The following is a 22,834-nucleotide window of genomic DNA, read 5'->3' as shown; positions in this document are numbered from 1 at the left end:
AAAATAAATAAAAAGGTACTTGTATTATGATTAGCCGCGATAAAGCCCCCACTGCTCAGGAAACTTTTATGCAGATGGCACAAGCAGCCGGACTTAGAGGACGGTTGTTTGTCACCATTGGTATTTTAATTTTGGCGCGTTTAGGCGTATTTTTGCCCATACCAGGTATTAACCGCGAACAGTTTGCCCAAGCTGTTCAAGGAAACAACGCAATTATCGGCTTTCTAGATATCTTTTCTGGAGGCGGTCTATCTACTCTAGGCATTTTTGCCTTGGGCATTTTGCCTTACATCAATGCTTCGATTATTATTCAACTGCTAACTGCTGCTATCCCAGCCCTGGAGAACTTGCAGAAAAATGAAGGTGAAGCAGGTAGGCGGAAAATCTCGCAAATTACCCGCTATGTCTCTCTAGGCTGGGCAGTTTTGCAAAGTATTTTTATTGCGGCAATTTGGGTTAGACCTTTTGCTATCAATCCTGGACCTGCTTTTGTGATTCAAACTGCGATCGCATTAGTAGCTGGCTCTATGTTTGTCATGTGGGCATCAGAACTAATTACCGAGCGCGGTGTAGGTAATGGCGCATCTTTGTTGATTTTTGTCAACATTGTAGCGGCATTGCCCAAATCTTTAGGAGATACAATTACTTTTGCTCAAACTGGCGGTCGGGCTGCAGTCGGTCGAGTAGTTGTCTTGCTATTAGTATTTCTCGTTACCATTGTCGGCATCGTGTTTGTCCAAGAAGCTAGCCGTAAAATTCCAATTATCTCTGCTCGTCGTCAAGTCGGGCGTAGGGTGCAAGAAGAACGTCGCAGCTATTTACCCTTGCAGTTAATTCAAGGGGGCGTAATGCCGATCATTTTTGCCTCTAGTATCTTAATTTTGCCTGCTTTCTTAGCTAATGCTACTGGGAATCGAACTTTGAGCGAAATTGCTGCCAATTACCTCAGTCCTGGCGGTTCTGCACCTTGGGCTTATGCTCTTGTTTACTTAATCTCAATTATTTTCTTTAGTTACTTCTACGCGTCTTTGATTGTTAATCCAGTCGATTTGTCGCAAAACTTGAAGAAAATGGGCGCTAGTATCCCTGGTATTCGCCCAGGTAAGGCAACTAGCGAATATGTAGAAGGGGTATTAAATCGCTTGACTTTGTTAGGTGCTTTGTTTTTAGGCGTGGTAGCAATTATTCCTACTGCGGTAGAAAGTGCTGTCGGCGTACCAACTTTTAGAGGGTTGGGCGCAACTTCTTTATTGATTCTTGTCGGTGTGGCAATTGACACAGCAAGACAAGTCCGCACCTATGTTATTTCTCAGCGCTATGAAGGAATGGTGAAACAGTAGTGACGCGATTGATCTTCTTGGGACCACCAGGAGCAGGTAAAGGCACGCAAGCCCAGGCTTTAGCCAAAAGTTGTCATATCCCCCATATTTCCACAGGTGATATTTTACGCCAAGCCTTGAGTGCTAGGTCGCCTCTAGGCATCAAAGCTCAAGGCTACATGGATAGAGGCGAACTCGTCCCCGACCAATTAGTACAAGACTTAGTTGAGGAACGTCTCAACCAAAGAGATACCCAAGCTGGCTGGATTCTTGATGGTTTTCCGCGTACTGTGAGCCAAGCTGAGTTTTTGGATAGTTTGTTGCAAAAACTCCAGCACCACAACGTGCGGGTTGTCAACTTAGACGTACCCGACGATGTATTGATGACTCGGCTATTAAGTCGCGGACGTAGCGATGATAATGAAGAAGTCATTCGTCGCCGCTTGGAAGTATATCGGGGAGATACTACACCTTTAATTGGCTATTACGGCGATCGCCAACAGCTTGTCTTTATCAATGGCAACCAGTCCCTAGAAGAAGTCAACGCCGCATTACAAAAAGTTGTAGCTAGCTAATCTTTACTCGTTGCCTGGAGCGATAGTTTTATATCTTAAATTTCAACCTTTTGGTCGATAAGATATATTAATTATAGGTTGATTTGTTTTACGCCTTCTTGCTGTATGATAACCAGGCACGATTAGCTGCTTGTAGAGTTGAGGAAAATACCAATTGTCTAAACAAGATTTGATTGAAATGGAAGGTACGGTAACTGATTCCTTACCTAATGCCATGTTTCGCGTAGCCCTTGACAACGGCTTTGATGTTTTAGCTCATATTTCTGGGAAGATTCGCCGCAATTATATCAAAATATTACCTGGCGATCGCGTCAAAGTAGAATTAACGCCCTACGACTTAACCAAAGGCAGAATCACTTATCGTCTGCGGAAAAAATAGCAATTGGGGCTGACCAGCCAATAGCTGACAATAGTCTTGCAAATAAGCGCAAGAAATGGTATAGTACAGAGTTTGTAATAAAGCAACAGCAATGAAAGTTAGAGCTTCCGTCCGCCGAATCTGTGAAAAATGTAGCATCATCCGCCGTCGCGGTCGGGTTATGGTTATATGTTCTAACCCAAAACACAAGCAAAGGCAAGGTTAGATTAACAACTTCATAAAAGAAAAATTAGCTAGTGCAATTGTTTTAACAACGCCAAGTTAGGGAGAAAAAAGCGTGGCACGTATTTCTGGCGTAGACCTTCCCCGCGACAAGCGGGTAGAGATTGGTCTTACTTATATATATGGAATTGGCTTATCTAGATCGCATGACATTCTAGCAGCAACAGGTGTAAACCCAGACACCCGTATTAAAGATTTGAGCGATGCCGAAGTTACAGCCTTACGGGGTGCGATCGAAAGTACCTATCAAGTAGAAGGAGACTTAAGGCGCTTGGAATCAATGTCCATCAAGCGCTTAATTGACATTGGTACGTATAGAGGTCGTCGCCACCGCATGGGCTTACCAGTACGCGGACAGCGCACTCGTACCAACGCCAGAACTCGTCGCGGTAGAAGACAGACCGTAGCTGGTAAGAAGAAAGCACCCAGCGGCAAGTAAATTTTTAGCAATTATTAGATGTAGACTGATATGGCGCGACAAACAACAAAAAAATCTGGTGCGAAGAAGCAAAAGCGCAACGTACCCAACGGCATTGCTTACATCCAGTCCACTTTCAACAACAGCATTGTTACCATCACCGACCAAAACGGCGATGCAATTTCTTGGGCATCTGCGGGTTCTAGCGGCTTTAAAGGTGCGAAAAAAGGTACGCCTTTTGCAGCCCAAACAGCCGCAGAAAGCGCTGCGCGTAGAGCCGTAGACCAAGGTATGAGACAAATAGAAGTCATGGTCAGCGGTCCTGGTTCGGGTCGAGAAACAGCAATTAGAGCATTGCAAGGCGCGGGACTAGAAATTACCTTGATCCGCGATATTACGCCCATTCCTCACAACGGCTGCCGTCCACCCAAGCGCCGTCGAGTCTAGATAAATTCATTGCGGACAACTGAAGATGTCAGCTTGTCCTTTGCAAAGCTAAAAACTGCCCTACCGGAGAATGTTTAACATTTATCGCCAGGGTAGATTTGTCCGTTAATAAAGGCAATCAACTAGCCCCATCGTGGCAGCTAACAATTAGGGAGGTTACTCCGTGGCGCAATATCAAATTGAATGTATCGAGTCTAATACACAGGAAAATCGGAGTCTTTATAGTAAATTTGTCCTGGAGCCTCTCGATCGCGGTCAAGGCACTACGTTGGGTAACGCTCTAAGACGAATTTTACTATCTAATTTAGAGGGTACTGCAATTACAGCAGTTCGGATTGCTGGTGTTAATCACGAGTTTGCCACAATCCCTGGAGTGCGCGAAGACGTATTAGAGATCCTGATGAGAATGAAAGAAATCGTTCTCAAGAGCTATTCCTCCCAGCCGCAAATTGGGCGATTGCTAGTTACAGGTCCAACAACAGTCACAGCCGCTCACTTCGACTTACCTTCAGAAGTGGAAATCGTCGAACCTACTCAGTATGTAGCCACCTTGGCAGAGGGCGCAAAACTAGAGATGGAATTTCGCATCGACCGAGGTAAAGGCTATCGTACAGTCGAACGGGGCAGAGATGAAGCAACATCTTTAGACTTTCTCCAAATCGATGCCGTATTTATGCCAGTACAGAAAGTCAACTACAGCGTTGAGGATGCGCGTGTAGATGGCTCAACCCAAAAAGATCGGCTGATTCTAGAAATTTGGACGAACGGCAGCGTTAACCCCCAAGAAGCCCTTTCTGCTGCCGCTAGTATTTTGGTGGAATTATTTAATCCCCTCAAAGATATTTCTCTAGAGGCAATGAAAGATGAATTGCCTACAGATGACGATCCGACTAGCCAAATTCCCATTGAAGAACTGCAACTATCGGTTCGAGCTTACAACTGTCTCAAACGGGCGCAAGTAAACTCAGTAGCAGACTTATTGGACTATACCCAAGAAGATTTGCTAGAAATCAAAAACTTTGGGCAAAAGTCAGCCGAAGAAGTAATAGAAGCCTTGCAAGTGCGCTTGGGAATTACTTTGCCTCACGAGAAATCAGCAAAACCTAGCTAGTGAGAAATTGCCAGCTATAACCTTACCATTTTACTTTTATGCGTCATCGTAACAGCGTTCAAAAACTAGGTAAACCTGCCGATCAGCGTCGCGCTCTTTTACGCGCTCTCACTACAGAATTAATTCGTCACGGGCGGATTACTACCACCAAAGTTAGAGCTAAAGTAGTGCGCCAAGAAGCCGAAAAAATGATTACCTTAGCCAAAGATGGCTCTTTGGCAGCCCGCCGTCAAGCAATGGGATTTATCTACGACAAACAGCTAGTTCATGCTTTATTCGAGCAAGCACCTAGTCGTTATGGTAGTCGTGCTGGCGGTTATACGCGCATCTTCCAGACCGTACCGCGTCGGGGAGACAATGCGGAAATGGCAATTATTGAGCTAGTGTAGTCATTTAATTGCATGGTTGCCTCACAAGAAGTTGAACCACCAAAACAGCGAGTAGCCTTAGTAATTCAATACATAGGCACTCATTTTCATGGCTGGCAACGGCAACTACAGCAGCGTTCGGTGCAAGCAGAAATCGAGCAAGCGATATTGCAAATTGCAGGGCAGAAAGTTACCTTACACGGCGCAGGAAGAACAGATAGTGGAGTCCACGCCGCTGCCCAAGTTGCTCATTTTGATGTAGTTAGTCCAATCCCGCCCCAACGTTGGGCGGCGGTGCTAAATAGCTACTTGCCTAACGATGTTTTAATTCGAGCATCAGCGGCGGTTAGCGATCGCTGGCACGCTCGTTTTAGTGCCAAATGGCGGCGGTATCGCTATACCTTATATACCGATACTAGACCAAACTTGTTTGTTAGCCCGTTTTGTTGGCATTATTATCATGCACCCCTAGATGAATTGCTAATTCGTGCGGCACTGCAACCGTTGCTGGGAAATCATCACCTAGCAGCCTTTCATCGGGCAGGCTCAAAGCGATCGCATTCTTGGGTAGACGTGCAAGCAGTTGAGTGTCACCGCCAAGATGACTTTATCCATATCGAAATTCAGGCAAATGGATTTTTGTATGGCATGGTACGGCTCTTGGTAGGGTTGTTAGTACAAGTAGGTGCGAAAGAGCGATCGCTAGAAAACTTTACTAAATTATGGCAACAAGAACGCCGCGAAGAAGTAAAGCACGCTGCACCCGCCCAAGGTTTATGCTTACTTAGAGTCGGATACACAGATTTCCCCTTTTCGCCGGAAGTTTGGTACGACACTATGCCTAAGCCTGTATTATCGCCCGGTCAGCAAATGTATGTAGTACGATGAAATACTTATAAATTTTTACACGACACAATAAACCTCATGGAAAAATCTTACCTCCCAACCCAAACATCAATCGAGCGCGATTGGTACATAGTAGATGCAGCCGATCAGCGTCTCGGTCGATTAGCCAGCGAAATTGCTAATGTTTTACGCGGCAAAAACAAACCAGAATTTACGCCCCACATGGATACAGGCGATTTTGTGATTGTAGTTAATGCCGAAAAAGTAGTAGTTACAGGCAAAAAGCGCACGCAGAAACTCTACCGCCGCCATTCAGGGCGACCAGGCGGAATGAAAACAGAGACTTTTGCCAAACTCCAAGATCGGCTTCCAGAGAGGATTGTCGAACACGCAGTCAAGGGAATGCTGCCCAAAAATAGCTTAGGCAAGCAACTATTTACCAAGTTAAAAGTTTATGCTGGTGGCGACCATCCCCATAGCGCCCAACAACCTCAAGAGCTAAAAATTCAAACAATTCCAGGAGCAACTAACTAATGCAAGCAGTAGAAACAAACAGCGGTCGCGCTATGTATCAAGGTACAGGTCGCCGCAAATCATCTGTAGCTAGAGTCCGTTTAGTACCAGGTAGCGGTCAGATGATAGTCAACGACAAACCTGGCGACTTGTACTTTCAGTTCAACGCCAACTACCTTTCTACCGCCAAAGCGCCCCTAGAAACATTAGGCTTAGAAGGCGAATACGACATTTTAGTAAACGCTCATGGTGGCGGTTTGACAGGACAATCGGACTCCATTCGCTTAGGAGTTGCTCGCGCTTTATGTCAACTCGATCCTGAGAATCGTTCGCCATTGAAAAAAGAAGGCTACCTAACGCGCGATCCTAGAGCCAAAGAACGCAAGAAATACGGTCTGCACAAAGCTCGTAAAGCTCCTCAGTTCTCGAAACGTTAATATAGATATAGAGAGATATAAGCAAAATGGCAAAATCAGATATTCATCCCCAGTGGTATCCAGAAGCAAAAGTTTATTGCAACGGCGAAGTTGTAATGACAGTTGGCTCTACCAAACCAGAATTGCACGTCGATGTATGGTCGGGCAATCACCCCTTCTATACAGGCACGCAGAAGATTATCGATACAGAAGGACGAGTAGAGCGGTTCTTACGCAAGTACGGCATGATGGAAGCCGAGCAACCAGCCGACGACAATAAAAAGTAGCCAGGTTAGTCTCTAGCTCGTCTATTAAAGGATTTTGGATTTTTGCTTTAAAAGTCTAAAATCCATCGTTGCTATATTGACTAACTTTACACTTTTAAAAAAGCGATCGCTCTTGTTATGGCTGAAACCTACTTACTAAACAAACTAAAATCTGTCGAGCAAACCTTTAACGAACTCAATCGTCGCCTAGCTGACCCAGATATTGCCACCGATCCAGGTGAAATGCAAAAGGTAGCTAAGGCGCGTTCTTCTTTGGAAGAGGTTGTAAATACTTACGAAGAGTGGAAGACTACTCAAGAAGAATTAAGCGGCGCTCGTCAGGTACACAAAGAATCAGCTAGCGACCCTGAATTGCAAGAAATCGCAGCTTTGGAAGTTCAGGAATTAGAAGCCAAGCTAGAGCAATTAGAAATTCGCTTAAAAGTCCTGTTACTACCCCGCGATCCCAATGATGATAAAAACATCATGCTAGAGATTCGCGCTGGAACTGGTGGCGACGAAGCTAGTATTTGGGCAGGAGATTTGGTGAGAATGTACTCTCGCTACGCTGAAGGACAACGCTGGAAAGTAAAGCTAGTTAGCGAGTCTCTAGCCGAAATGGGTGGCTTTAAAGAGGCAGTATTAGAAATTCAAGGCGACCAAGTTTACAGCAAGCTCAAATTTGAAGCTGGCGTGCATCGAGTGCAGCGCGTACCATTGACCGAAGCTAGCGGACGAGTGCATACTTCTACAGCTACAGTTGCAGTAATGCCTGAAGTTGATGATGTGGAAATTCACATCGATCCCAAAGATATCGAAATGAGTACCGCTAGATCCGGCGGTGCAGGCGGGCAAAACGTTAACAAAGTAGAAACCGCCGCAGATTTATACCACAAACCTACAGGCATTCGGATTTTCTGTACTGAAGAACGCAGCCAATTGCAAAATAAAGAGCGAGCAATGCAAATTTTGCGGGCGAAGTTGTACGAAATGAAGTTGCGCGAACAGCAAGATGCAGTAACTTCCATGCGGCGATCGCAAGTTGGTACGGGTTCGCGATCGGAGAAAATTCGCACCTACAACTATAAAGATAACCGCGTTACCGATCACCGCTTAGGACAGAACTTTGCCCTTAACCCAGTGTTGGAAGGCGATATAGACCAGATGATTCAATGTTGCATCTCGCAAGATCAGCAAGAAAGGTTAGCGGAATTAGCGGCTTCTGGTGCTGGCGTGTAAATGAAAACAGACAGTCTGTTTTATCGCCTTTTTCAAGAGTTTCCAGCAATTTTCTTTGAAATAATTGGTAATACACCACAATTAGCTGATAATTATCAGTTTTCATCTGTAGAAGTTAAACAAACTGCTTTTCGCATCGATGGGGTTTTTCTTTCTAGTCAAGGAGAGGAGAATCCCATTTATTTTGTTGAAGTTCAGTTTCAACCCGATAGAGACTTTTACGCCCGATTTTTGGCAGAGATATTTTTATACCTACGCCAAAATAAACCAGCAAATAACTGGCGGGCTGTAGTTTTGTATCCCAACCAAAATGCAGATATAGCTGATACCAAACACTATCAAGAGTTTTTTGCCAGCGAACGGGTTAGGCGCATTTATCTAGATCGGCTAGAAGCAAGTGCTGACCAATCTATAGGCATTGTTATTGTTAAACTAGCGATCGCTCCACCAACTACCACAGTTGAACTGGCAAGAGAATTAGTTAGTAGAGTCAGGCAGCAAGTAACTAATGACCTACAGCAAAGGCAATTAGTACAATTGATAGAGACGATTCTATTCTACAAATTGCCCACTATGAGTCGGGAGGAGATCGAAGCCATGTTTGAGTTAAGCGATTTAAAACAAACAAAAGTTTATCAAGAAGCTAAGGAGGAAGGTAAACTCGAAGGCATAATCGAAGGCAAACTAGAGTCTGTACCTCGGTTGTTAGCTCTGGGTTTGACTGTAGAACAGATAGCTCAAGCTTTCGGTTTGAATGTAGAGGACGTTAGACGGGCTGCCCAGAATCAAGCAACACAGTAATACAAATGATATTAGTATTCTTGTGTCTGCTATGAGTCAGGAGGAAATGGAAGCCATGTTTGAATTCAGCGATTTAAAACAGACAAGAGTTTATCGAGAAGCCAAGGAGGAAGGCAGGCTAGAAGGCATAATCGAAGCCAAACTTGAAGGCAAATTAGAGCGTGTACCTCGATTATTAGCGTTGGGTTTGACTTTAGAGCAAATCGCGCAAGTGTTTAGTTTAAGTGTAGAGCAAGTTAGAGAGGCTGCACAAAATTATCTAGCAGAGTAAATTTAGGCTAGAAAAGCGATCGCAATATTACATAACTCCTACTATTATTCTTTAAATTTTGTTAAGATTAAGGCGATTAAAAGCGATCGCCTTTTTTAGATTGAGGACTCCCAATGCTGCGACTAGAACATATTAGTAAAATTTACCCGACAGGCGAAGTTCTTAAAGATGTCAATTGGGAAGTTAAACCAGGCGATCGCATTGGCTTAGTTGGCGTTAATGGTGCAGGTAAATCCACCCAACTTAAGATCATTGCTGGGGAAATAGAACCAACTAGCGGCGAAATTATCCGCCCTGCTAGCTTGCACATAGCCTATCTCACTCAAGAATTTGAAGTAGATCCCACACGCACAGTAAAAGAAGAGTTTTGGCGGGCTTTTGGCGAAGCAAATCAAGTACATGAAGCCCTTAATGACGTGCATCGGGCAATGGAAACCGCCGCTCCAGAACAGCTAGATAAACTAATTAACAAAATGGATCGCTTGCAGCGGTCATTTGAAGCTTTAAATGGTTATGGGTTAGAAGCACAAATTGACAAAATTTTGCCAGAAATGGGCTTTGAACCAGCAGATAGCGATCGCTTAGTCAGCGCTTTTAGTGGTGGCTGGCAAATGCGGATGAGTTTAGGCAAAATTTTACTGCAAAAGCCCGATTTATTACTCCTAGACGAGCCAACAAACCATTTAGATTTAGAAACAATTGAATGGTTAGAAAATTACCTGAAGAAATTGATAACGCCGATGGTAATTGTCTCGCACGATCGTGAATTTTTGGATCGTCTTTGCAATCAAATTGTCGAAACCGAGCGCGGTGTTTCTACTACATATTTAGGTAATTATTCAGCTTACTTACAACAAAAAGCCGAAGCCCAAGAAGCTCAACTTAGTGCTTATGAAAGACAGCAAAAAGAATTAGAAAAACAACAAGCGTTTGTCGATCGCTTCCGCGCTAGTGCAACGCGCAGCACCCAAGCAAAAAGCCGCGAAAAACAACTAGATAAAGTAGAACGGATAGAAGCGCCAACTGCTAGCGTCAGAACTTTACATTTTCGCTTCCCGCCCTCACCTCGCAGCGGTAGAGAAGTAGCTTTAATTGAAGAATTAGTTCATCTTTACGATGACAAAGTGCTATTTTTGGGCGCTAATTTATTAATCGAACGCGGCGATCGCATTGCTTTTTTAGGTCCTAACGGTGCGGGAAAATCTACTCTATTGCGCTTGATAATGGGCTTGGAGCCAGCAACAGAAGGAACGGTTAAAATAGGAGAACATAACGTTATCCCTGGTTATTTTGAACAAAATCAGGCTGAAGCATTAGATTTGAACAAAACTGTCATGGAGACAATCCACGACGAAGTACCTGACTGGAAAAATGAAGATGTCCGCACGATATTAGGCAGATTTTTATTTAGTGGCGATACAGTCTTCAAGCAAGTTGAGGCTTTAAGTGGAGGCGAAAAAGCCCGTTTAGCTTTAGCAAAAATGCTACTCAAGCCAGCTAATTTTTTAATTTTAGACGAGCCAACTAACCACTTGGATATCCCAGCTAAAGAAATGTTGGAAGAGGCGATTCAAAACTATGACGGTACAGTAGTTATTGTTTCTCACGATCGCTATTTTATTTCTCAAGTAGCCAACAAAATTGTTGAAATCCGCGATGGAGAATTCCGCATCTATCGGGGGGACTATCATTACTATTTAGATAAAATAGTAGAAGAAAAAGAGCAAGCAAGACTTGCGGCGATCGCTGCTGAAAAAGCGGCAAAAAAAGCGGCAAAAGCTACAGGAAAACGTAAATAAAGTTACTTATGGAGAAAAAAGGATTGTCAGCAAGTAAATTAGGCTAGCTCGTAAATCAGCAGAAATACAGTGAAATCAGGCGATCCCCAAGTTAATCGAGAACTAACAGTAATTAGAAATAAGAAAACAAATAAAATATCAAAAAAATCTCAAAAAATCGCTTGCGGTTGGTAGCAGCAATGGTATTATTGCGGTGAGTTAAAAAATATTAAATAAGGGTAAAATACTATGACCCAAGCACCTGTCGCTCCCGTGGTGCTAGTCATTTTAGACGGGTGGGGCTACCGAGAAGAGGCAGACGGCAACGCGATCGCAGCGGCGAAAAGTCCTGTAATGAAGAGCCTCTGGGCTGCTTATCCTAGAACCTTAATTAGAACCTCTGGCAAAGCTGTCGGCTTACCTGACGGTCAAATGGGTAACTCAGAAGTAGGACATCTCAACATCGGTGCGGGGCGGGTAGTACCGCAAGAACTAGTGCGGATATCGGACGCAGTTGAAGATGCTTCTCTACTACAGAACCCAGCATTAATACAAATTTGCCAAGAAGTGCGCGTTCGCCAAGGCAAATTGCATTTAATTGGGCTAACTTCAGAAGGTGGAGTGCATTCCCACATCAGCCATTTGTTAGGATTGCTTGACTTAGCCAAAAAGCAAGCAGTTCCAGAAGTATGCATTCATGCCATTACTGATGGGCGCGATACAACGCCAACAGAAGGTGTAGAAGCGATCGCTCAAGTGCAAAAATATATTGACTCTGTAGGGATTGGGCGGATTGTCACCATTAGCGGTCGTTATTACGCAATGGATCGCGATCGCCGTTGGGATCGGGTGAAACGCGCCTACGATGTAATGACGCAAGATGGCGAAGGCGATGGGCGTTCTGCAGTAGAAATAGTGCGATCGTCTTACGCTAAAGAAGTAACCGACGAATTTATCGAGCCAATTAGAGTAGCACCAGGAGCAGTAGAAGCGGGTGATGGCGTTATCTTCTTTAACTTCCGTCCTGACCGCGCCAGACAGCTAACTCAAGCTTTTGTTAATCCAAAATTTGACGGCTTCGAGCGCCAGTACATTAGTCCTTTGGCTTTTGCTACATTTACGCAATACGAGCCAGATTTACCAGTAAAAGTTGCCTTTGAACCGCAAAACTTGAATAACATTTTGGGTGAAGTTATCGCTCAACAAGGTTTGAAGCAGTTTCGCACTGCTGAAACTGAAAAATACGCCCACGTTACATATTTCTTCAATGGTGGTTTAGAAGAACCATTTGAAGGCGAAGATCGCGAACTGGTAATGAGTCCAATGGTAGCAACTTACGATCGCGCTCCCGCTATGTCAGCAGAAGCAGTTACAGATGTAGCAACTGCGGCGATTAGAAAAGCCATCTACTCGCTAGTAGTAATAAACTACGCTAACCCAGATATGGTCGGGCATACCGGACAGATACCCGCGACAGTTCAAGCAATTGAAACAGTCGATCGGTGTTTGGGGCGCTTGTTAGCAAGTATCAGCCAAGTTGGCGGAACGGCGATCGTCACTGCCGATCATGGCAATGCTGAATATATGCGAGATACACAAGGCAATCCTTGGACTGCTCATACGACTAACCCAGTACCCCTAATCGTAATTGAAGGGGAAAAAGCCAAAATACCCGGACACGGCACAGAAGTACGATTGAGAAGTGATGGAGCGCTATGCGATATTGCACCGACAATTTTAGAAATTTTGCAATTACCCCAACCTGCCGAAATGACTGGACGCTCTTTAATTGAGCCAGTGGAGTTTCAATTGCAAGCAAATCGCACTCCAGTACAAGTTACTTTGTAGTTGCACAGTTGAACTACTAGGTTAAAATTTGAAGGAAAGCAGATTGCAATTATAAGTGGATCTGCGAAAATTTTTGGTTAAGGAACTCGCGCTCATGACAGTTTATAAGGTTGTAGAAGCAATCTGGGCGATCTCTGCCGTAGGTTTGACAATTTTAGTGTTGTTACACAGTCCTAAAGGTGATGGCATTGGCGCAATTGGCGGACAAGCCCAGTTATTTAGCAGCACTAAGAGTGCAGAAACAACATTGAATCGCATTACATGGACGCTAACGGTAATCTTCTTGAGCTTGACAGTAGTTCTAAGTGCAAATTGGCTACCTAGATAACTTTGAAGCACAGTGCCTCTAAAAAGTGCGATCGCACAGCAAAAAAGCGATCGCCGCTAGTTTGGCGGCGTTTTGTTGTATTGGGACTTTTAATTAGCACTTGTTTATTAGTAATTTTGATTCGCGTCCCTTTAAGTACGGCTCAAGAACATAAGTTAGAAGCAAAACTAGCAATTTTGACAGCTAGCCAAAGCCATCCTTTACCGTTTACTTTGGCACAGTGGCAAGATCCGCAAAATAGTGGCGACTACTTCTTTGAAGTCAAAATGACAGAAGTAGGTTATTTGGTATGGTCGCAGTTTCCGATCAAAGTTTATATACAGCCATATAACCAATCAGATCGATTGTGGATTGAGCCTGTAATCCGAGCAGTCCAAGAGTGGAATTATTTTTTACCTTTGCAGGTGGTTGATAATTTTCAAACGGCAGATATTAGAATTGTGCCTAAAGTTCCACCATTGCAGACGACAAATTTTCTGCGGGCGCGATCGGCACAAACTCGTTACCAGTTATATGTCAACTCCTCAAAACCTGCAGCTATTTTGTCTCACTACTGCACTATTTTATTAAATCCCCGTCAGTCAAGCAGATACATTCAAGCTGCGGCTCGTCACGAACTCGGTCATGCGCTAGGAATTTGGGGACATAGTCCAGAAGCTACTGATGCTTTGTATTTCTCCCAAGTTTCCGACATAGTTCCAATTTCTAGTAGAGATATAAATACCCTCAAGCGAGTATATCAACAACCAACCCGCTTAGGCTGGCAAGTTGCTGCCAACTCTCAGCCCTAAACTCAAAATTCAAAATTCAAAACTCAAAACTATTCTATATTCCTACACTTACTCGCCGTTGCTCCAAAACTTGACCGTACAACTGCTCCAAGCAAGTAATGTTGTAGTTAAGAGTGTAGCGCTCCAATACTCTCTGTCGGGCTTTTTTGCCCAGTATCGGCGCTAATTCAGGATGATCTTGAAATAAAGGCAGCAACGTCCGCAACTGCGAGCCAACTCGGCGCGTATTTAGTAATACTCCTACTTCTTCTAATACTTCCCCATCAGCACCTACATCCGTTGCCAAACAAGCAAGTCCACACGCCATTGCTTCTAATAAAGACAATGACAAACCTTCTACTAACGAAGGCAAAATGAACACATCCGCCCCTCTAAGAATTTCAATCCGCCGCTGTTCGTCGGCGACAAACCCCAGCCAAATGATGCCATGCTCAGAGCCATAAAAGGGCTTTAGAGAAGCCGTTAAAGGACCGTCTCCTACAATCAGCAATTTGCTATCTGGTTTCATCTCCGCCTGCTTCCAGGCTCTTAGAAGTGCCTCTACGTTCTTTTCTGCAGCTAGTCGTCCTTGATAGACAAATAAGCGTCGAGCGTTAAATTCAGCTTTGAGAGCCGAAGCACCTGGAGAATATCTTAGGACATCTACGCCATTGGGAATTACTGCAACATTGTTTGCTGGTACGCCTAAACGAGCTAAAACTTCTCGCTGCACTTGGGAAAAAACAATTGTGCGATCGTAGTTAACCAAAAACGGCGCGTAGAGTTGGTAAGCCAAAAGCTGCGTTCCCGATTTTAACTTTGCTCCCTTACCCGCGAAGGGTGTATGGAAGGTAGCAACTAGAGGTAAGTTTAGTTCGGCGCAGATTTCTGGTAAGAGAAAATCTAAAGGCGACAAAGTTAGCGAAGCATGAACTAAGTCTGGCTTTAGCTGGCGCAAGGATTCTGTTAAAACTTTAGTCGCTTTAAACGAGGGAATAGTATAAACCTGAGATTTATACAAGAAAGGTAAGGGAACTTCAGCACAGTCAGACTCGCTATCTCGATTTGCTTCTTCTTGGGCAAAATGAAGAAAGCTTACTTGATGTCCTCGGTCTAACAGAGCATTAGTAATTTCTCTCCCATAAGTGACATTGCCACAAAAGGGTGATTTTTTTCCAAGCCAGGCAATATGCATTCTTTAAGCACTTTGAATCTAGAGACTTTGACGATCGCAAGTACATCGCCAAATTTCAGTTATTTACAAGTATTTAGTACAACTTATCGCTCTAAATCAAGTAAATTTTCTGTTTCTGTACGGCAAATATACCAGGTTAAGAGGCTACCTGCGATCGCAATTGCTGCCAAACTCAAAAAAACTGCCTGCAAGCCAATAAAAGTTTCGGCTACTCCTGCTAAAGCTAAGGGCAAACTCAAAGCAATATTTATGACATTATTTTGCAATCCAAACACTTTTCCGCGCATTTCTGGCGGGGTTTCTTTTTGGATTGTAGTTTGCATGGGAATAGCAACTAACGCTGCAAATACGCCTAAAAGGGCAATTGAAACTAGCACAATCCAAAGCTGATGAGTAAACACAGATAAGCTAATTAAGCAAGCAGCCATGCCTATTGAGCCATACAAACTTAACGCAATTGGTGCAAATCGCTGTCCGTATTGTCCGAGTAGAGTAGCTCCCGCAGCGATTCCTACACCGCCTGCAGCTAGCAAAAAGCCAAATTGAGAAGATTTTAAACCAGGAATTACTTCTGCCATTCGCACTGCTAGAACAGCTAAGGCGGCAAAAATAGAAAATAGAATAACTAATTGAATTAAAGCTGTACGAATGCGATGATTTTCATTTAAATAGCGCAAACCGTCGCGTAAATCTTGAAAAACGTGGTTTTGCTCTTGTTCTAGTGGTTGTGGTTTTTCCCCGGTTTTTAGCAATACAAGTAATAAGCCTGCGATCGCATAACTACCGCCTACTACCAATTCTTTACCAATTCCGACACCTACACCTAGTTGATTGGTAATTGTATCGGCGATCGCCAACAGCGGTTCTCCAACTGCAAACCCAACGATTACCAAAGCCATCATCGTTGTTGTATATAGCGAGTTAGCCGATAGTAAATGACGATGTTCTACTATCAAAGGAATTGCGGCTTGTTCGGCTGGAGCAAAAAACTGTGTCAGGGTAGAAATTAAGAATGAAAGTAATAGTAAAATCCCAAATCCCATCGGCAACCCAGCAAACGTACGCCAATCTTGAGTCATCCACAGTAATACAGGAATAGCCAATACTAATGCACCGCGTAGCAGATTTGTAACTACAAGTACCGCTTTTTTCGACCAGCGATCTACAAATACACCAGCTAGCGAACCAAATAACACGGCGGGGATGGTAAAAGCCATCATAATTGCCGATACCCAACCGCTAATGCTTTGATCGTTGGCTTGAAAGCGACTGGAAATAATTGCAATCATCAATACCAAATAAACTTTATCTGCCAACTGCGAAAAAACTTGACCGCTCCACATTGCTAAAAAGTTGCGATTTCTCAAAACTGGGAGAAATCCAAGTTCTTGAGTTTCTTGTGTTTCTTCTGGAGCTATATATGATTGACTACCTTCTATATTTGGTTCAGCAGCCATTTCTGTGTCTTTGGTTAATTCATTTAGCTCTGCTACTGTGGGCATTTTTCCTGTTTCTGTTTGTTCGCGATCGCAAGAACCGTTATTTGAGGGCATTTTTGGATAGTTTTCGCCTGCTGTCTTTGGTGACATCTGACTAGGTTTAACAGTAGATGGGTACTGAGAATAATCTTGTCCTCCATAGCTGCTATGTTTGCCAATCAAGCTAGGAGATGGAGCGATCGTGGTATCTAGATCGGATGGTTGCATCATTGTTGGGGGACAGAAGGCGGCAGGAAGGCGAAGTAACTATCAATTAAAGCAGCAGAGCGGATCGGGCGATCGATATGGTATTCAACGTATTGACGTAGAATTTGCTCGATTGTTAGCCAACTAGAAGCAGATTTTTGACTAATTTCCGCTGTTGCTAATTGTTGCAGCAAAGCAAGTTCTGTAGCATTAAAGCGGGTAGTTAGTTGGAGTTGCGATCGCGGATGGATTTGATAGTAGCTGGTACTTTCGGCTACTACAGCATTTTTAGCAGCGATCGCATTTTGCATTGCCACTTCTTTATTTTTTGCTTGCGACTTCTCCCAAGCTGATAAGCTGACTGTACCACCTGCGGGGATGCTAAAACCTACTTGCCAATTGGGATTGTCAAAATCTGGAGTAATTGGTTTTTGACTCAACTGGCAGGCTTGAACTTGTGGCGCAATGCCAGCGAGTGCTAAAAGGTGAAAGATGGCATGGCTGAGATTTGCTAAAACTAGGTACTCCGAGTTACTAGGTAACTGCTCCAAACGAGTAAGATGTTCGCTAAGTAAGCAAAATAATTCTTCTTGGGGTTGTTCGCTCAAAGCTTGACATATTACTATTTCTGCCATGTATTGACTAGCAGCAAGTTTTCCCAAGTCTTTGCTCAATCGAGGATAAGTTTCGATAGTTTCGGCTTGAGTAATTTTATCGAGCGACTTTCCTTGAGCTATTAATAGTTCGTTCACTACAAACAAACTACTTCTACCACTTAAGCTAGAGTTATGCTTGCGCGCTCCTGGTGCTACTGCTTTGATTAAGCCATATTCTCGCGTCAATATAGTTATTAGGCGATCGCTTTCGCCCAATGGCATACTTTTAAGGTTAATTCCAATAGCTTTATAAGTTCGGCTCATAACTAGGAGTAGGGTGCAGAGCAATTGACTAATGTATTTTTGCTAGCCTTTTGCTTCTATATCCAGGTTATCGCGCTGGCGGAGCAAATCAACACCGCGAGACGTACCTAATCTGGTTGCACCTGCCACAACTAAGTCCAAAGCTTGTTCAATTGTAAGAATACCGCCTGATGCTTTGATGCCTATACGCTCTTTAGCTACTTCTTTGAGCAACTTTACATCTGCCACAGTTGCACCCCCATTCCAACCTGTACTTGTTTTCAGATATGCTGCACCTGCATCCATACATATTTCCGCAGCTAGGCGTTTTTCGGCATCTGTCAGCAGAGTAGTTTCCAAAATTGCTTTAACAGTTTGTCCTGTTTCTTCGCATATTTCAGCAATTTCTTGGTTTAATTGGTCTGTTTTGCCAGCTTTCACCCAGCTTAAGTTAATTACTACATCTAACTCTGTTGCACCGTTTTCTACTGCTTCTCGCGCTTCGTAGAGTTTAGTTGTAGATGTACTTGCGCCGCTAGGAAAACCAATTACAGTACATACTTTTGGATTCTTCCTTTGGAGGAGTTCGGCTGCTTGACGCACATAGATGGGATATACGCAAACCGCCGCAAACTGATATCTATCTGCTTCTTGGCATAATTTGTCTATTTGTTCTGGTGTTGCTAAGGGATTGAGTAGCGTGTGATCGATTAAAGGAGCAATATCAATATCTGCGTAATCTGCTGCCATTGCCGTTCCTTACACCCGTATATTATTAAATTTTATCAAAAAACTTAACTTAATATACCGCTCGTCGTTAGAAATGTTGTTGCACTGAAGTTGAAGATTAACAGTTCAAAGCAACTTGAATTTGCTACTTATTGGGAACTTTAATGAAGCATTACTTTATTTATTCAAATCTATACAAATAATTAAGTACTCTAAGGCATAATTACGATCGTCAGGAAGAAATAAGTTAAAAAAATAGTATAGTTCACTATGCATCGTGTTACCAGATATTAATATTGCCGATTTACCATCGGTACATTTGTTAGACAAAAACAATCTACCTAATTGCGCGGCTATATATTTTGTATCTGATAGTAAAGGTCAGATTATTTATATTGGCAGAGCAGGAAATTTAGTAGCACGATGGAGAGATCATCATAGGTTCATTCAACTTAAAAGGTTCAATCGGAAGAACCCTCTCAGCATTAGCTGGTTAACTTGTAGTAACGATATTAATACGCTGTCCAATTTAGAAAATGAATTTATAAAGTTATATAAGCCTCCTTTAAATTGGTCAAAAGTAGTCACACCTGTAAGAAAAATTACTCCAGTTGAAACAGCGCTACAACAAAGTCTCCAGCAACTAGCAAAGTTAAATACTGTGGTTTTTGGATTTGACCCTATAGCTGGAGAAAAACCACCTACTATATATTTAGAGTATCCAGTTTATGGTAGACGTGGAGTATCAGGTAGTATCCGTACTGCATTACGCAACATTAATAAGAAAGCTAGTTCATTGAAGTGGAAAGAATACAATACAGAGCCTAAGTCTTTAGGGAAATTTGGTTACTGGGAAACTGAATATAACGGTATAAGAATAGATTTGAGTCCAGTTGAAGGCTTAGTTAACATAATGCAAGGCGTAACTCGTAGAACCGTTGCAGGAGTGGAGTTTATAGCTCTTAGCGCGTCGCAGATAGAAGCAATTATAAAAAGCGCACCCAATTTTAAAGAAGATTATCCAGGATTAGAAGCAGTAGAAGAAGATCCTATTCCTATGGAGTTTGCTAGTAAAAGCCAGCTTTGTAATGGGAATAATAAAAGTGTTATTGAAATTGAACCTTGGGAAGAGTTAGAACCGATGGCTGAAGGTGAAGTTAGAGTAATGAATCGTCAGTTTTTGCACGTTGATGGTGTAGAAGTAGAAATTTGTACTGATGATAAAGGTAGATATTTTGTTAGACATAATGTTTACTGGTGGATAACACAAGGAAACAAAAATCCTAATATAGAACGCGATTGTGTTGTAGATGTTTTGAAGCGACTTGTAGAAGGATTACCTACTATTAGATGGTGTGGTTATAGATTTAGACTTGAGACTATATTCTTTAGTGAAGATGATGTAGAAGTAAGAAGCATATTACTACCATTAGAAATGTTTGAAGACTTGATGAAACATCCAAACTCTATGTTTGCTGGTAAGCTTTTACAAGAGATTGCGAGCGGTGAGTATAAACCAAAACCAGAGGATTCACGGTGTATAAAAATGTGCCTCTGGCTAAAACAAAATTCACTATTTCCACTACTAGAAACAGAGAATAGCTAAAATAATTATTCAGATATATAAAATTTCTAAATAATGAGTGCAGTAAGTTAACTCTTGGTTGCTGTAGAAGGTTGGAAAGGTGTATATCTTCCCCCCAACGCTTCTACAATCGTGCGCGTGTTGCTCTCAATCATTTTGATGTACGAATCGCCGTCGCTACCTGGTGCGCCGATAGAATCAGAGTAAAGACTGCGCGGCGCTAATTTTGCCCCAGATTCTTGCGCTACAGTTTTAATCAAGGCTGGGTTGATGGTAGTTTCTGCAAAAATTGCTGGTACGCCAGTCTGTTTAATAGAATCAGATAATTTCCTTACTGTTTGAGCGCTGGGTTGCTCTTCGGTACTAATGCCGATCAATGTGCCAAAAACCTGCAACCCGTATGCTTTAGCATAGTATTGGAAGGCATCGTGTGTTGTAACTAATCGCCGATTATCTTTGGGAATGGTTGCAATTTGTTGATTTGTCCAACTATCTAATTGCTTTAATTGTGCGGTAAATTCAGCCGCATTTTGCGTAAATTCTGCTTTGTCTGCTGGCGATAGTTTTGTTAATTCATCTCGAATTGCATTTACCATTACGATCGCATTTTCCACATCTCCCCAGACGTGCGGATCGGGTACTGTCTTCCCTTCTTTGTCTAGCTGCAATGGCTTGACAACTTCTCCTACAGCAAGTTTACGCGCGTTGATACCTGCTGCGTTCATCATCTTAATTAACCCTGGCTCTAAATTGTAACCGTTGTAAATAATTAAGTCTGCTTTCTCAAAGGCAATACTATCTTTGGGTACGGGTTCGTAAACGTGCGGATCTGCGCCTGGTTGCAAGATTCCTGTCAACTCAATTTCATCGCCTCCTACCCGTTGCGTCCAATCGTTAATTACCGTACTTGTAGTAACTACGTTCGGTTTGCTGTTGTTATTGCTACTTTGCGACGCACTACAAGCGCTCAAATATAGTCCTAGTATTACTCCTACAACTTTTTGCCACTTGGGGAACTTTCTACCCTCAGACTGAGCGATCGCTTTCATCGGCTTGATACATTAGTTTTCATATTCTTTTCATTTTTTAGCCTATACTGTTTTCATATTCTTTTCATTTTTATTTATTAACTGCTAAAACACTATGCAAACATTTACCAGCAATGAATCTAGACAAACTCATCCTATGAATTCTAGTGCCGCAATCACAGTTAGCCATTTGGGAGTCAACTACCGCAACGTGCAAGCTTTGGAGGATGTCAACTTTATTGCCCATCCAGGCAAGCTAACAGGTATTATTGGTCCTAACGGTGCGGGAAAAAGTACGCTAGTTAAGGCGATGTTAGGCTTAACTCCAGTAAATAGCGGTATTGTGCTGTATAAAGGTAAACCGCTAATCGAGCAACTCAGTCAAGTTGCTTACGTACCGCAGCGATCGCAAATAGACTGGACTTATCCCGCTACGGTGTCTGATGTTGTCTTAATGGGAAGAGTTAGAAAAGCTGGTTGGTTTCGTCGCTTTTCCAATGTCAGCCGTCAAGTTGCAGCCGCAGCGCTAGAACGAGTCGGCATGAGCGAATATAAAAATCGCTCGATTGGACAGTTATCAGGCGGACAACAACAGCGCGTATTTATTGCTCGTGCTTTGGCTGAAGAAGCAGAAATCTTTTGCTTTGACGAACCTTTAGCGGGAATTGACAAGAAGACTGAAGCAGTTATCTTTGATATTTTTCACGAACTAGCTGATGCTGGCAAAATTGTTTTGGTGGTTAACCACGATTTAGGAGAAGCGATTACTCATTTTGATGACTTAATTCTATTAAACACCGAATTAATTGCTAGTGGTTCTCGTGCATCAGTATTGCAACCAGAAAATATGAGTCGCGCTTATAGAGGACAAGTAGTTTTCTTCAATGGGGAAGCGGCTTGATGCTAGAGGCTATAATTGAACCATTGCAATATAGTTTTATGCAGCGATCGCTAGCGATCGCTGTTTTGGTAGGAATTATCTGTGCTGTTGTTGGTAGTTACCTGATGGTACAGCGCTTGGCGTTGTTGGGAGATGCGATTAGTCATTCTGTATTACCTGGACTTGCGATCGCTTTTATTGTTGGTGCTGATATATTTGTTGGTGCGTTTATTGCCGGAGTTCTTAGCACTGTCGTAATTACAATTATTCGCACGCGATCGCCTATTAAAGAAGATGCAGCAATGGGAATAGTTTTCTCTGCCTTCTTTGCTTTGGGCATAACCTTAATTACAATTGTGCAAAAGGACAATAAAATTGACCTCAATCACTTCTTATTTGGCAATATATTGGGCGTAACTGCTCTAGAAGTCAGAAATACGGCAATTATCTCGGCATTTGTAATTGCTGTTGTAGTTTTGCTGTATAAAGAACTATTATTCTATACCTTCGATCCGTTAGGCGCTCAAGCAGCGGGATTGCCTGTAAATCTGCTCAATTTTGGCTTGATGGTACTGATTGCGCTGACAATTGTGGCAAGTTTAAAGGCAGTAGGCGTAATTCTGGTTTTAGCTTTACTTATTACCCCAGGCGCAACGGCATATCTGCTAGTCAAACAACTCAATCAAATGATGATTTTGGGTGCTGTAATTGGCGTTGTTGCTAGTATTTGGGGTATGTATATCAGTTACTTCTTTAATTTACCCTCTGGTCCAGCTATCGTTTTAGTAGCATCGGGATTTTTTACATTGGCATTGTTATTTAGTCCCAGCCAAGGCATTCTTACTTATCCGCAGTCTAGTTCGGCTAGCCTACCTCTGTGGAGAGAATTGAAAACAATTATGCGCTTAAAGTAAGCCA

26 protein-coding genes and 2 pseudogenes are annotated in these 22,834 nt (G+C 42.9%); 22 read left to right on the top strand and 6 right to left on the bottom strand.

The window, feature by feature from the left end; all coding sequences use genetic code 11:
- The first annotated feature begins 26 nt into the window (after positions 1-26).
- From secY to UH38_RS08615, 19 genes are all read left to right on the top strand, one after another.
- On the top strand, positions 27-1,340 hold the full coding sequence (gene secY / locus UH38_RS08700; RefSeq protein ID WP_045054259.1) for a preprotein translocase subunit SecY: 1,314 nt from the start codon (positions 27-29) through the stop codon (positions 1,338-1,340).
- Positions 1,340-1,894, top strand: coding sequence for an adenylate kinase (locus UH38_RS08695; RefSeq protein ID WP_045054258.1), 555 nt, complete (start codon positions 1,340-1,342; stop codon positions 1,892-1,894). Before secY ends, UH38_RS08695 begins: the two co-directional genes overlap by 1 nt.
- Positions 1,895-2,048: 154 nt before the next feature.
- On the top strand, positions 2,049-2,273 hold the full coding sequence (infA, locus tag UH38_RS08690) for a translation initiation factor IF-1 (RefSeq protein WP_045054257.1): 225 nt from the start codon (positions 2,049-2,051) through the stop codon (positions 2,271-2,273).
- A gap of 91 nt (positions 2,274-2,364) precedes the next feature.
- Positions 2,365-2,478 carry a 50S ribosomal protein L36 gene (gene rpmJ, locus UH38_RS25315; protein ID WP_072044902.1) on the top strand — a complete coding sequence of 38 codons (114 nt, stop codon included), beginning with the start codon at positions 2,365-2,367 and terminating at the stop codon, positions 2,476-2,478.
- A gap of 72 nt (positions 2,479-2,550) precedes the next feature.
- A complete protein-coding gene (gene rpsM, locus UH38_RS08685) occupies positions 2,551-2,934 on the top strand; it encodes a 30S ribosomal protein S13 (RefSeq protein ID WP_045054256.1) in 384 nt (127 codons plus the stop codon).
- A gap of 30 nt (positions 2,935-2,964) precedes the next feature.
- Positions 2,965-3,360 (top strand): 30S ribosomal protein S11, encoded by a 396-nt coding sequence (rpsK, locus tag UH38_RS08680; RefSeq protein ID WP_045054255.1) that lies wholly within the window; start codon positions 2,965-2,967, stop codon positions 3,358-3,360.
- Between the two features lie 163 nt (positions 3,361-3,523).
- A complete protein-coding gene (locus UH38_RS08675; protein ID WP_045054254.1) occupies positions 3,524-4,471 on the top strand; it encodes a DNA-directed RNA polymerase subunit alpha in 948 nt (315 codons plus the stop codon).
- 38 nt (positions 4,472-4,509) lie between these two features.
- Complete coding sequence (gene rplQ / locus UH38_RS08670) at positions 4,510-4,860, top strand: 50S ribosomal protein L17 (RefSeq protein ID WP_045054253.1); 351 nt, start codon at positions 4,510-4,512, stop codon at positions 4,858-4,860.
- 12 nt (positions 4,861-4,872) lie between these two features.
- Positions 4,873-5,727 carry a tRNA pseudouridine(38-40) synthase TruA gene (gene truA, locus UH38_RS25875; protein ID WP_045054252.1) on the top strand — a complete coding sequence of 285 codons (855 nt, stop codon included), beginning with the start codon at positions 4,873-4,875 and terminating at the stop codon, positions 5,725-5,727.
- Positions 5,728-5,763: 36 nt separating this feature from the next.
- Positions 5,764-6,219 (top strand): 50S ribosomal protein L13, encoded by a 456-nt coding sequence (gene rplM / locus UH38_RS25870; protein ID WP_045054251.1) that lies wholly within the window; start codon positions 5,764-5,766, stop codon positions 6,217-6,219.
- The gene (gene rpsI, locus UH38_RS08655) at positions 6,219-6,635 is read left to right on the top strand and encodes a 30S ribosomal protein S9 (RefSeq protein ID WP_045054250.1); all 417 of its coding nucleotides are present in this window, start codon (positions 6,219-6,221) and stop codon (positions 6,633-6,635) included. The genes rplM and rpsI overlap by 1 nt, the downstream gene beginning before the upstream one ends.
- Before the next feature lie 26 nt (positions 6,636-6,661).
- Positions 6,662-6,901, top strand: coding sequence for a 50S ribosomal protein L31 (rpmE, locus tag UH38_RS08650; RefSeq protein WP_045054249.1), 240 nt, complete (start codon positions 6,662-6,664; stop codon positions 6,899-6,901).
- A gap of 117 nt (positions 6,902-7,018) precedes the next feature.
- Positions 7,019-8,119: a peptide chain release factor 1 gene (gene prfA, locus UH38_RS08645; protein WP_045054248.1), complete on the top strand. Its 1,101-nt coding sequence runs from the start codon at positions 7,019-7,021 to the stop codon at positions 8,117-8,119.
- Complete coding sequence (locus UH38_RS08640; protein ID WP_045054247.1) at positions 8,120-8,920, top strand: Rpn family recombination-promoting nuclease/putative transposase; 801 nt, start codon at positions 8,120-8,122, stop codon at positions 8,918-8,920. It begins immediately after the preceding gene.
- 55 nt (positions 8,921-8,975) lie between these two features.
- A complete protein-coding gene (locus UH38_RS08635; protein WP_235355137.1) occupies positions 8,976-9,191 on the top strand; it encodes a hypothetical protein in 216 nt (71 codons plus the stop codon).
- 113 nt (positions 9,192-9,304) lie between these two features.
- A complete protein-coding gene (locus UH38_RS08630) occupies positions 9,305-10,990 on the top strand; it encodes an ABC-F family ATP-binding cassette domain-containing protein (RefSeq protein WP_045054245.1) in 1,686 nt (561 codons plus the stop codon).
- Between the two features lie 228 nt (positions 10,991-11,218).
- Positions 11,219-12,817 carry a 2,3-bisphosphoglycerate-independent phosphoglycerate mutase gene (gene gpmI, locus UH38_RS08625; protein ID WP_045054244.1) on the top strand — a complete coding sequence of 533 codons (1,599 nt, stop codon included), beginning with the start codon at positions 11,219-11,221 and terminating at the stop codon, positions 12,815-12,817.
- Positions 12,818-12,911: 94 nt separating this feature from the next.
- Positions 12,912-13,145: a preprotein translocase subunit SecG gene (gene secG / locus UH38_RS08620; protein WP_045054243.1), complete on the top strand. Its 234-nt coding sequence runs from the start codon at positions 12,912-12,914 to the stop codon at positions 13,143-13,145.
- 2 nt (positions 13,146-13,147) lie between these two features.
- Positions 13,148-13,936 (top strand): peptidase, encoded by a 789-nt coding sequence (locus tag UH38_RS08615; protein WP_144405650.1) that lies wholly within the window; start codon positions 13,148-13,150, stop codon positions 13,934-13,936.
- A gap of 34 nt (positions 13,937-13,970) precedes the next feature.
- On the opposite strand, the gene UH38_RS08610 is transcribed toward UH38_RS08615, so the two are convergent.
- From UH38_RS08610 to deoC, 5 genes and pseudogenes are all read right to left on the bottom strand, one after another.
- The gene (locus UH38_RS08610; protein ID WP_045054242.1) at positions 13,971-15,110 is read right to left on the bottom strand and encodes a glycosyltransferase family 4 protein; all 1,140 of its coding nucleotides are present in this window, start codon (positions 15,108-15,110) and stop codon (positions 13,971-13,973) included.
- A gap of 83 nt (positions 15,111-15,193) precedes the next feature.
- A complete protein-coding gene (locus UH38_RS08605; protein ID WP_045054241.1) occupies positions 15,194-16,819 on the bottom strand; it encodes an MFS transporter in 1,626 nt (541 codons plus the stop codon).
- Positions 16,816-17,007, bottom strand: a pseudogene (locus UH38_RS28125) (DNA repair protein RecO); the annotation flags it as partial. The gene UH38_RS08605 and the pseudogene UH38_RS28125, both read right to left, overlap by 4 nt.
- 129 nt (positions 17,008-17,136) lie before the next feature.
- Positions 17,137-17,715 (bottom strand): annotated as a pseudogene (gene recO, locus UH38_RS28120) (DNA repair protein RecO); the annotation flags it as partial.
- Positions 17,716-17,757: 42 nt separating this feature from the next.
- Complete coding sequence (gene deoC / locus UH38_RS08595) at positions 17,758-18,444, bottom strand: deoxyribose-phosphate aldolase (RefSeq protein ID WP_045054239.1); 687 nt, start codon at positions 18,442-18,444, stop codon at positions 17,758-17,760.
- A gap of 256 nt (positions 18,445-18,700) precedes the next feature.
- Here deoC and UH38_RS08590 point away from each other — a divergent pair, with 256 nt between their 5' ends.
- Positions 18,701-20,029 (top strand): GIY-YIG nuclease family protein, encoded by a 1,329-nt coding sequence (locus UH38_RS08590; protein WP_200892361.1) that lies wholly within the window; start codon positions 18,701-18,703, stop codon positions 20,027-20,029.
- Positions 20,030-20,076: 47 nt separating this feature from the next.
- Here the strand turns inward: UH38_RS08590 and UH38_RS08585 are convergent, their stop codons facing one another.
- Complete coding sequence (locus UH38_RS08585; RefSeq protein ID WP_045054237.1) at positions 20,077-21,057, bottom strand: metal ABC transporter substrate-binding protein; 981 nt, start codon at positions 21,055-21,057, stop codon at positions 20,077-20,079.
- Positions 21,058-21,151: 94 nt separating this feature from the next.
- On the opposite strand from UH38_RS08585, the gene UH38_RS08580 reads away from it, so the two are divergent.
- Both UH38_RS08580 and UH38_RS08575 read left to right on the top strand, forming a co-directional pair.
- Positions 21,152-21,937 (top strand): metal ABC transporter ATP-binding protein, encoded by a 786-nt coding sequence (locus tag UH38_RS08580; RefSeq protein WP_045054236.1) that lies wholly within the window; start codon positions 21,152-21,154, stop codon positions 21,935-21,937.
- Positions 21,937-22,830: a metal ABC transporter permease gene (locus UH38_RS08575; RefSeq protein ID WP_045054235.1), complete on the top strand. Its 894-nt coding sequence runs from the start codon at positions 21,937-21,939 to the stop codon at positions 22,828-22,830. The genes UH38_RS08580 and UH38_RS08575 overlap by 1 nt, the downstream gene beginning before the upstream one ends.
- Positions 22,831-22,834: the final 4 nt, after the last annotated feature.

It is taken from the genome of Aliterella atlantica CENA595 (genome assembly GCF_000952155.1).
Taxonomy (GTDB): domain Bacteria; phylum Cyanobacteriota; class Cyanobacteriia; order Cyanobacteriales; family Chroococcidiopsidaceae; genus Aliterella; species Aliterella atlantica.
This window is presented reverse-complemented; position numbering and strand designations above follow the sequence as displayed.

Bases quoted from the DNA above. Each gene is read 5' to 3' on its own strand.
- secY (WP_045054259.1), top strand. From the start codon at position 27: ATGATTAGCCGCGATAAAGCCCCCACTGCTCAGGAAACTTTTATGCAG.
- rpmJ (WP_072044902.1), top strand. From the start codon at position 2,365: ATGAAAGTTAGAGCTTCCGTCCGCCGAATCTGTGAAAAATGTAGCATC.
- rpsK (WP_045054255.1), top strand. From the start codon at position 2,965: ATGGCGCGACAAACAACAAAAAAATCTGGTGCGAAGAAGCAAAAGCGC.
- rplQ (WP_045054253.1), top strand. From the start codon at position 4,510: ATGCGTCATCGTAACAGCGTTCAAAAACTAGGTAAACCTGCCGATCAG.
- truA (WP_045054252.1), top strand. From the start codon at position 4,873: ATGGTTGCCTCACAAGAAGTTGAACCACCAAAACAGCGAGTAGCCTTA.
- rplM (WP_045054251.1), top strand. From the start codon at position 5,764: ATGGAAAAATCTTACCTCCCAACCCAAACATCAATCGAGCGCGATTGG.
- rpsI (WP_045054250.1), top strand. From the start codon at position 6,219: ATGCAAGCAGTAGAAACAAACAGCGGTCGCGCTATGTATCAAGGTACA.
- rpmE (WP_045054249.1), top strand. From the start codon at position 6,662: ATGGCAAAATCAGATATTCATCCCCAGTGGTATCCAGAAGCAAAAGTT.
- prfA (WP_045054248.1), top strand. From the start codon at position 7,019: ATGGCTGAAACCTACTTACTAAACAAACTAAAATCTGTCGAGCAAACC.
- UH38_RS08640 (WP_045054247.1), top strand. From the start codon at position 8,120: ATGAAAACAGACAGTCTGTTTTATCGCCTTTTTCAAGAGTTTCCAGCA.
- UH38_RS08635 (WP_235355137.1), top strand. From the start codon at position 8,976: ATGTTTGAATTCAGCGATTTAAAACAGACAAGAGTTTATCGAGAAGCC.
- UH38_RS08630 (WP_045054245.1), top strand. From the start codon at position 9,305: ATGCTGCGACTAGAACATATTAGTAAAATTTACCCGACAGGCGAAGTT.
- gpmI (WP_045054244.1), top strand. From the start codon at position 11,219: ATGACCCAAGCACCTGTCGCTCCCGTGGTGCTAGTCATTTTAGACGGG.
- secG (WP_045054243.1), top strand. From the start codon at position 12,912: ATGACAGTTTATAAGGTTGTAGAAGCAATCTGGGCGATCTCTGCCGTA.
- UH38_RS08610 (WP_045054242.1), bottom strand. From the start codon at position 15,110: ATGCATATTGCCTGGCTTGGAAAAAAATCACCCTTTTGTGGCAATGTC.
- UH38_RS08605 (WP_045054241.1), bottom strand. From the start codon at position 16,819: ATGATGCAACCATCCGATCTAGATACCACGATCGCTCCATCTCCTAGC.
- deoC (WP_045054239.1), bottom strand. From the start codon at position 18,444: ATGGCAGCAGATTACGCAGATATTGATATTGCTCCTTTAATCGATCAC.
- UH38_RS08585 (WP_045054237.1), bottom strand. From the start codon at position 21,057: ATGAAAGCGATCGCTCAGTCTGAGGGTAGAAAGTTCCCCAAGTGGCAA.
- UH38_RS08580 (WP_045054236.1), top strand. From the start codon at position 21,152: ATGCAAACATTTACCAGCAATGAATCTAGACAAACTCATCCTATGAAT.
- UH38_RS08575 (WP_045054235.1), top strand. From the start codon at position 21,937: ATGCTAGAGGCTATAATTGAACCATTGCAATATAGTTTTATGCAGCGA.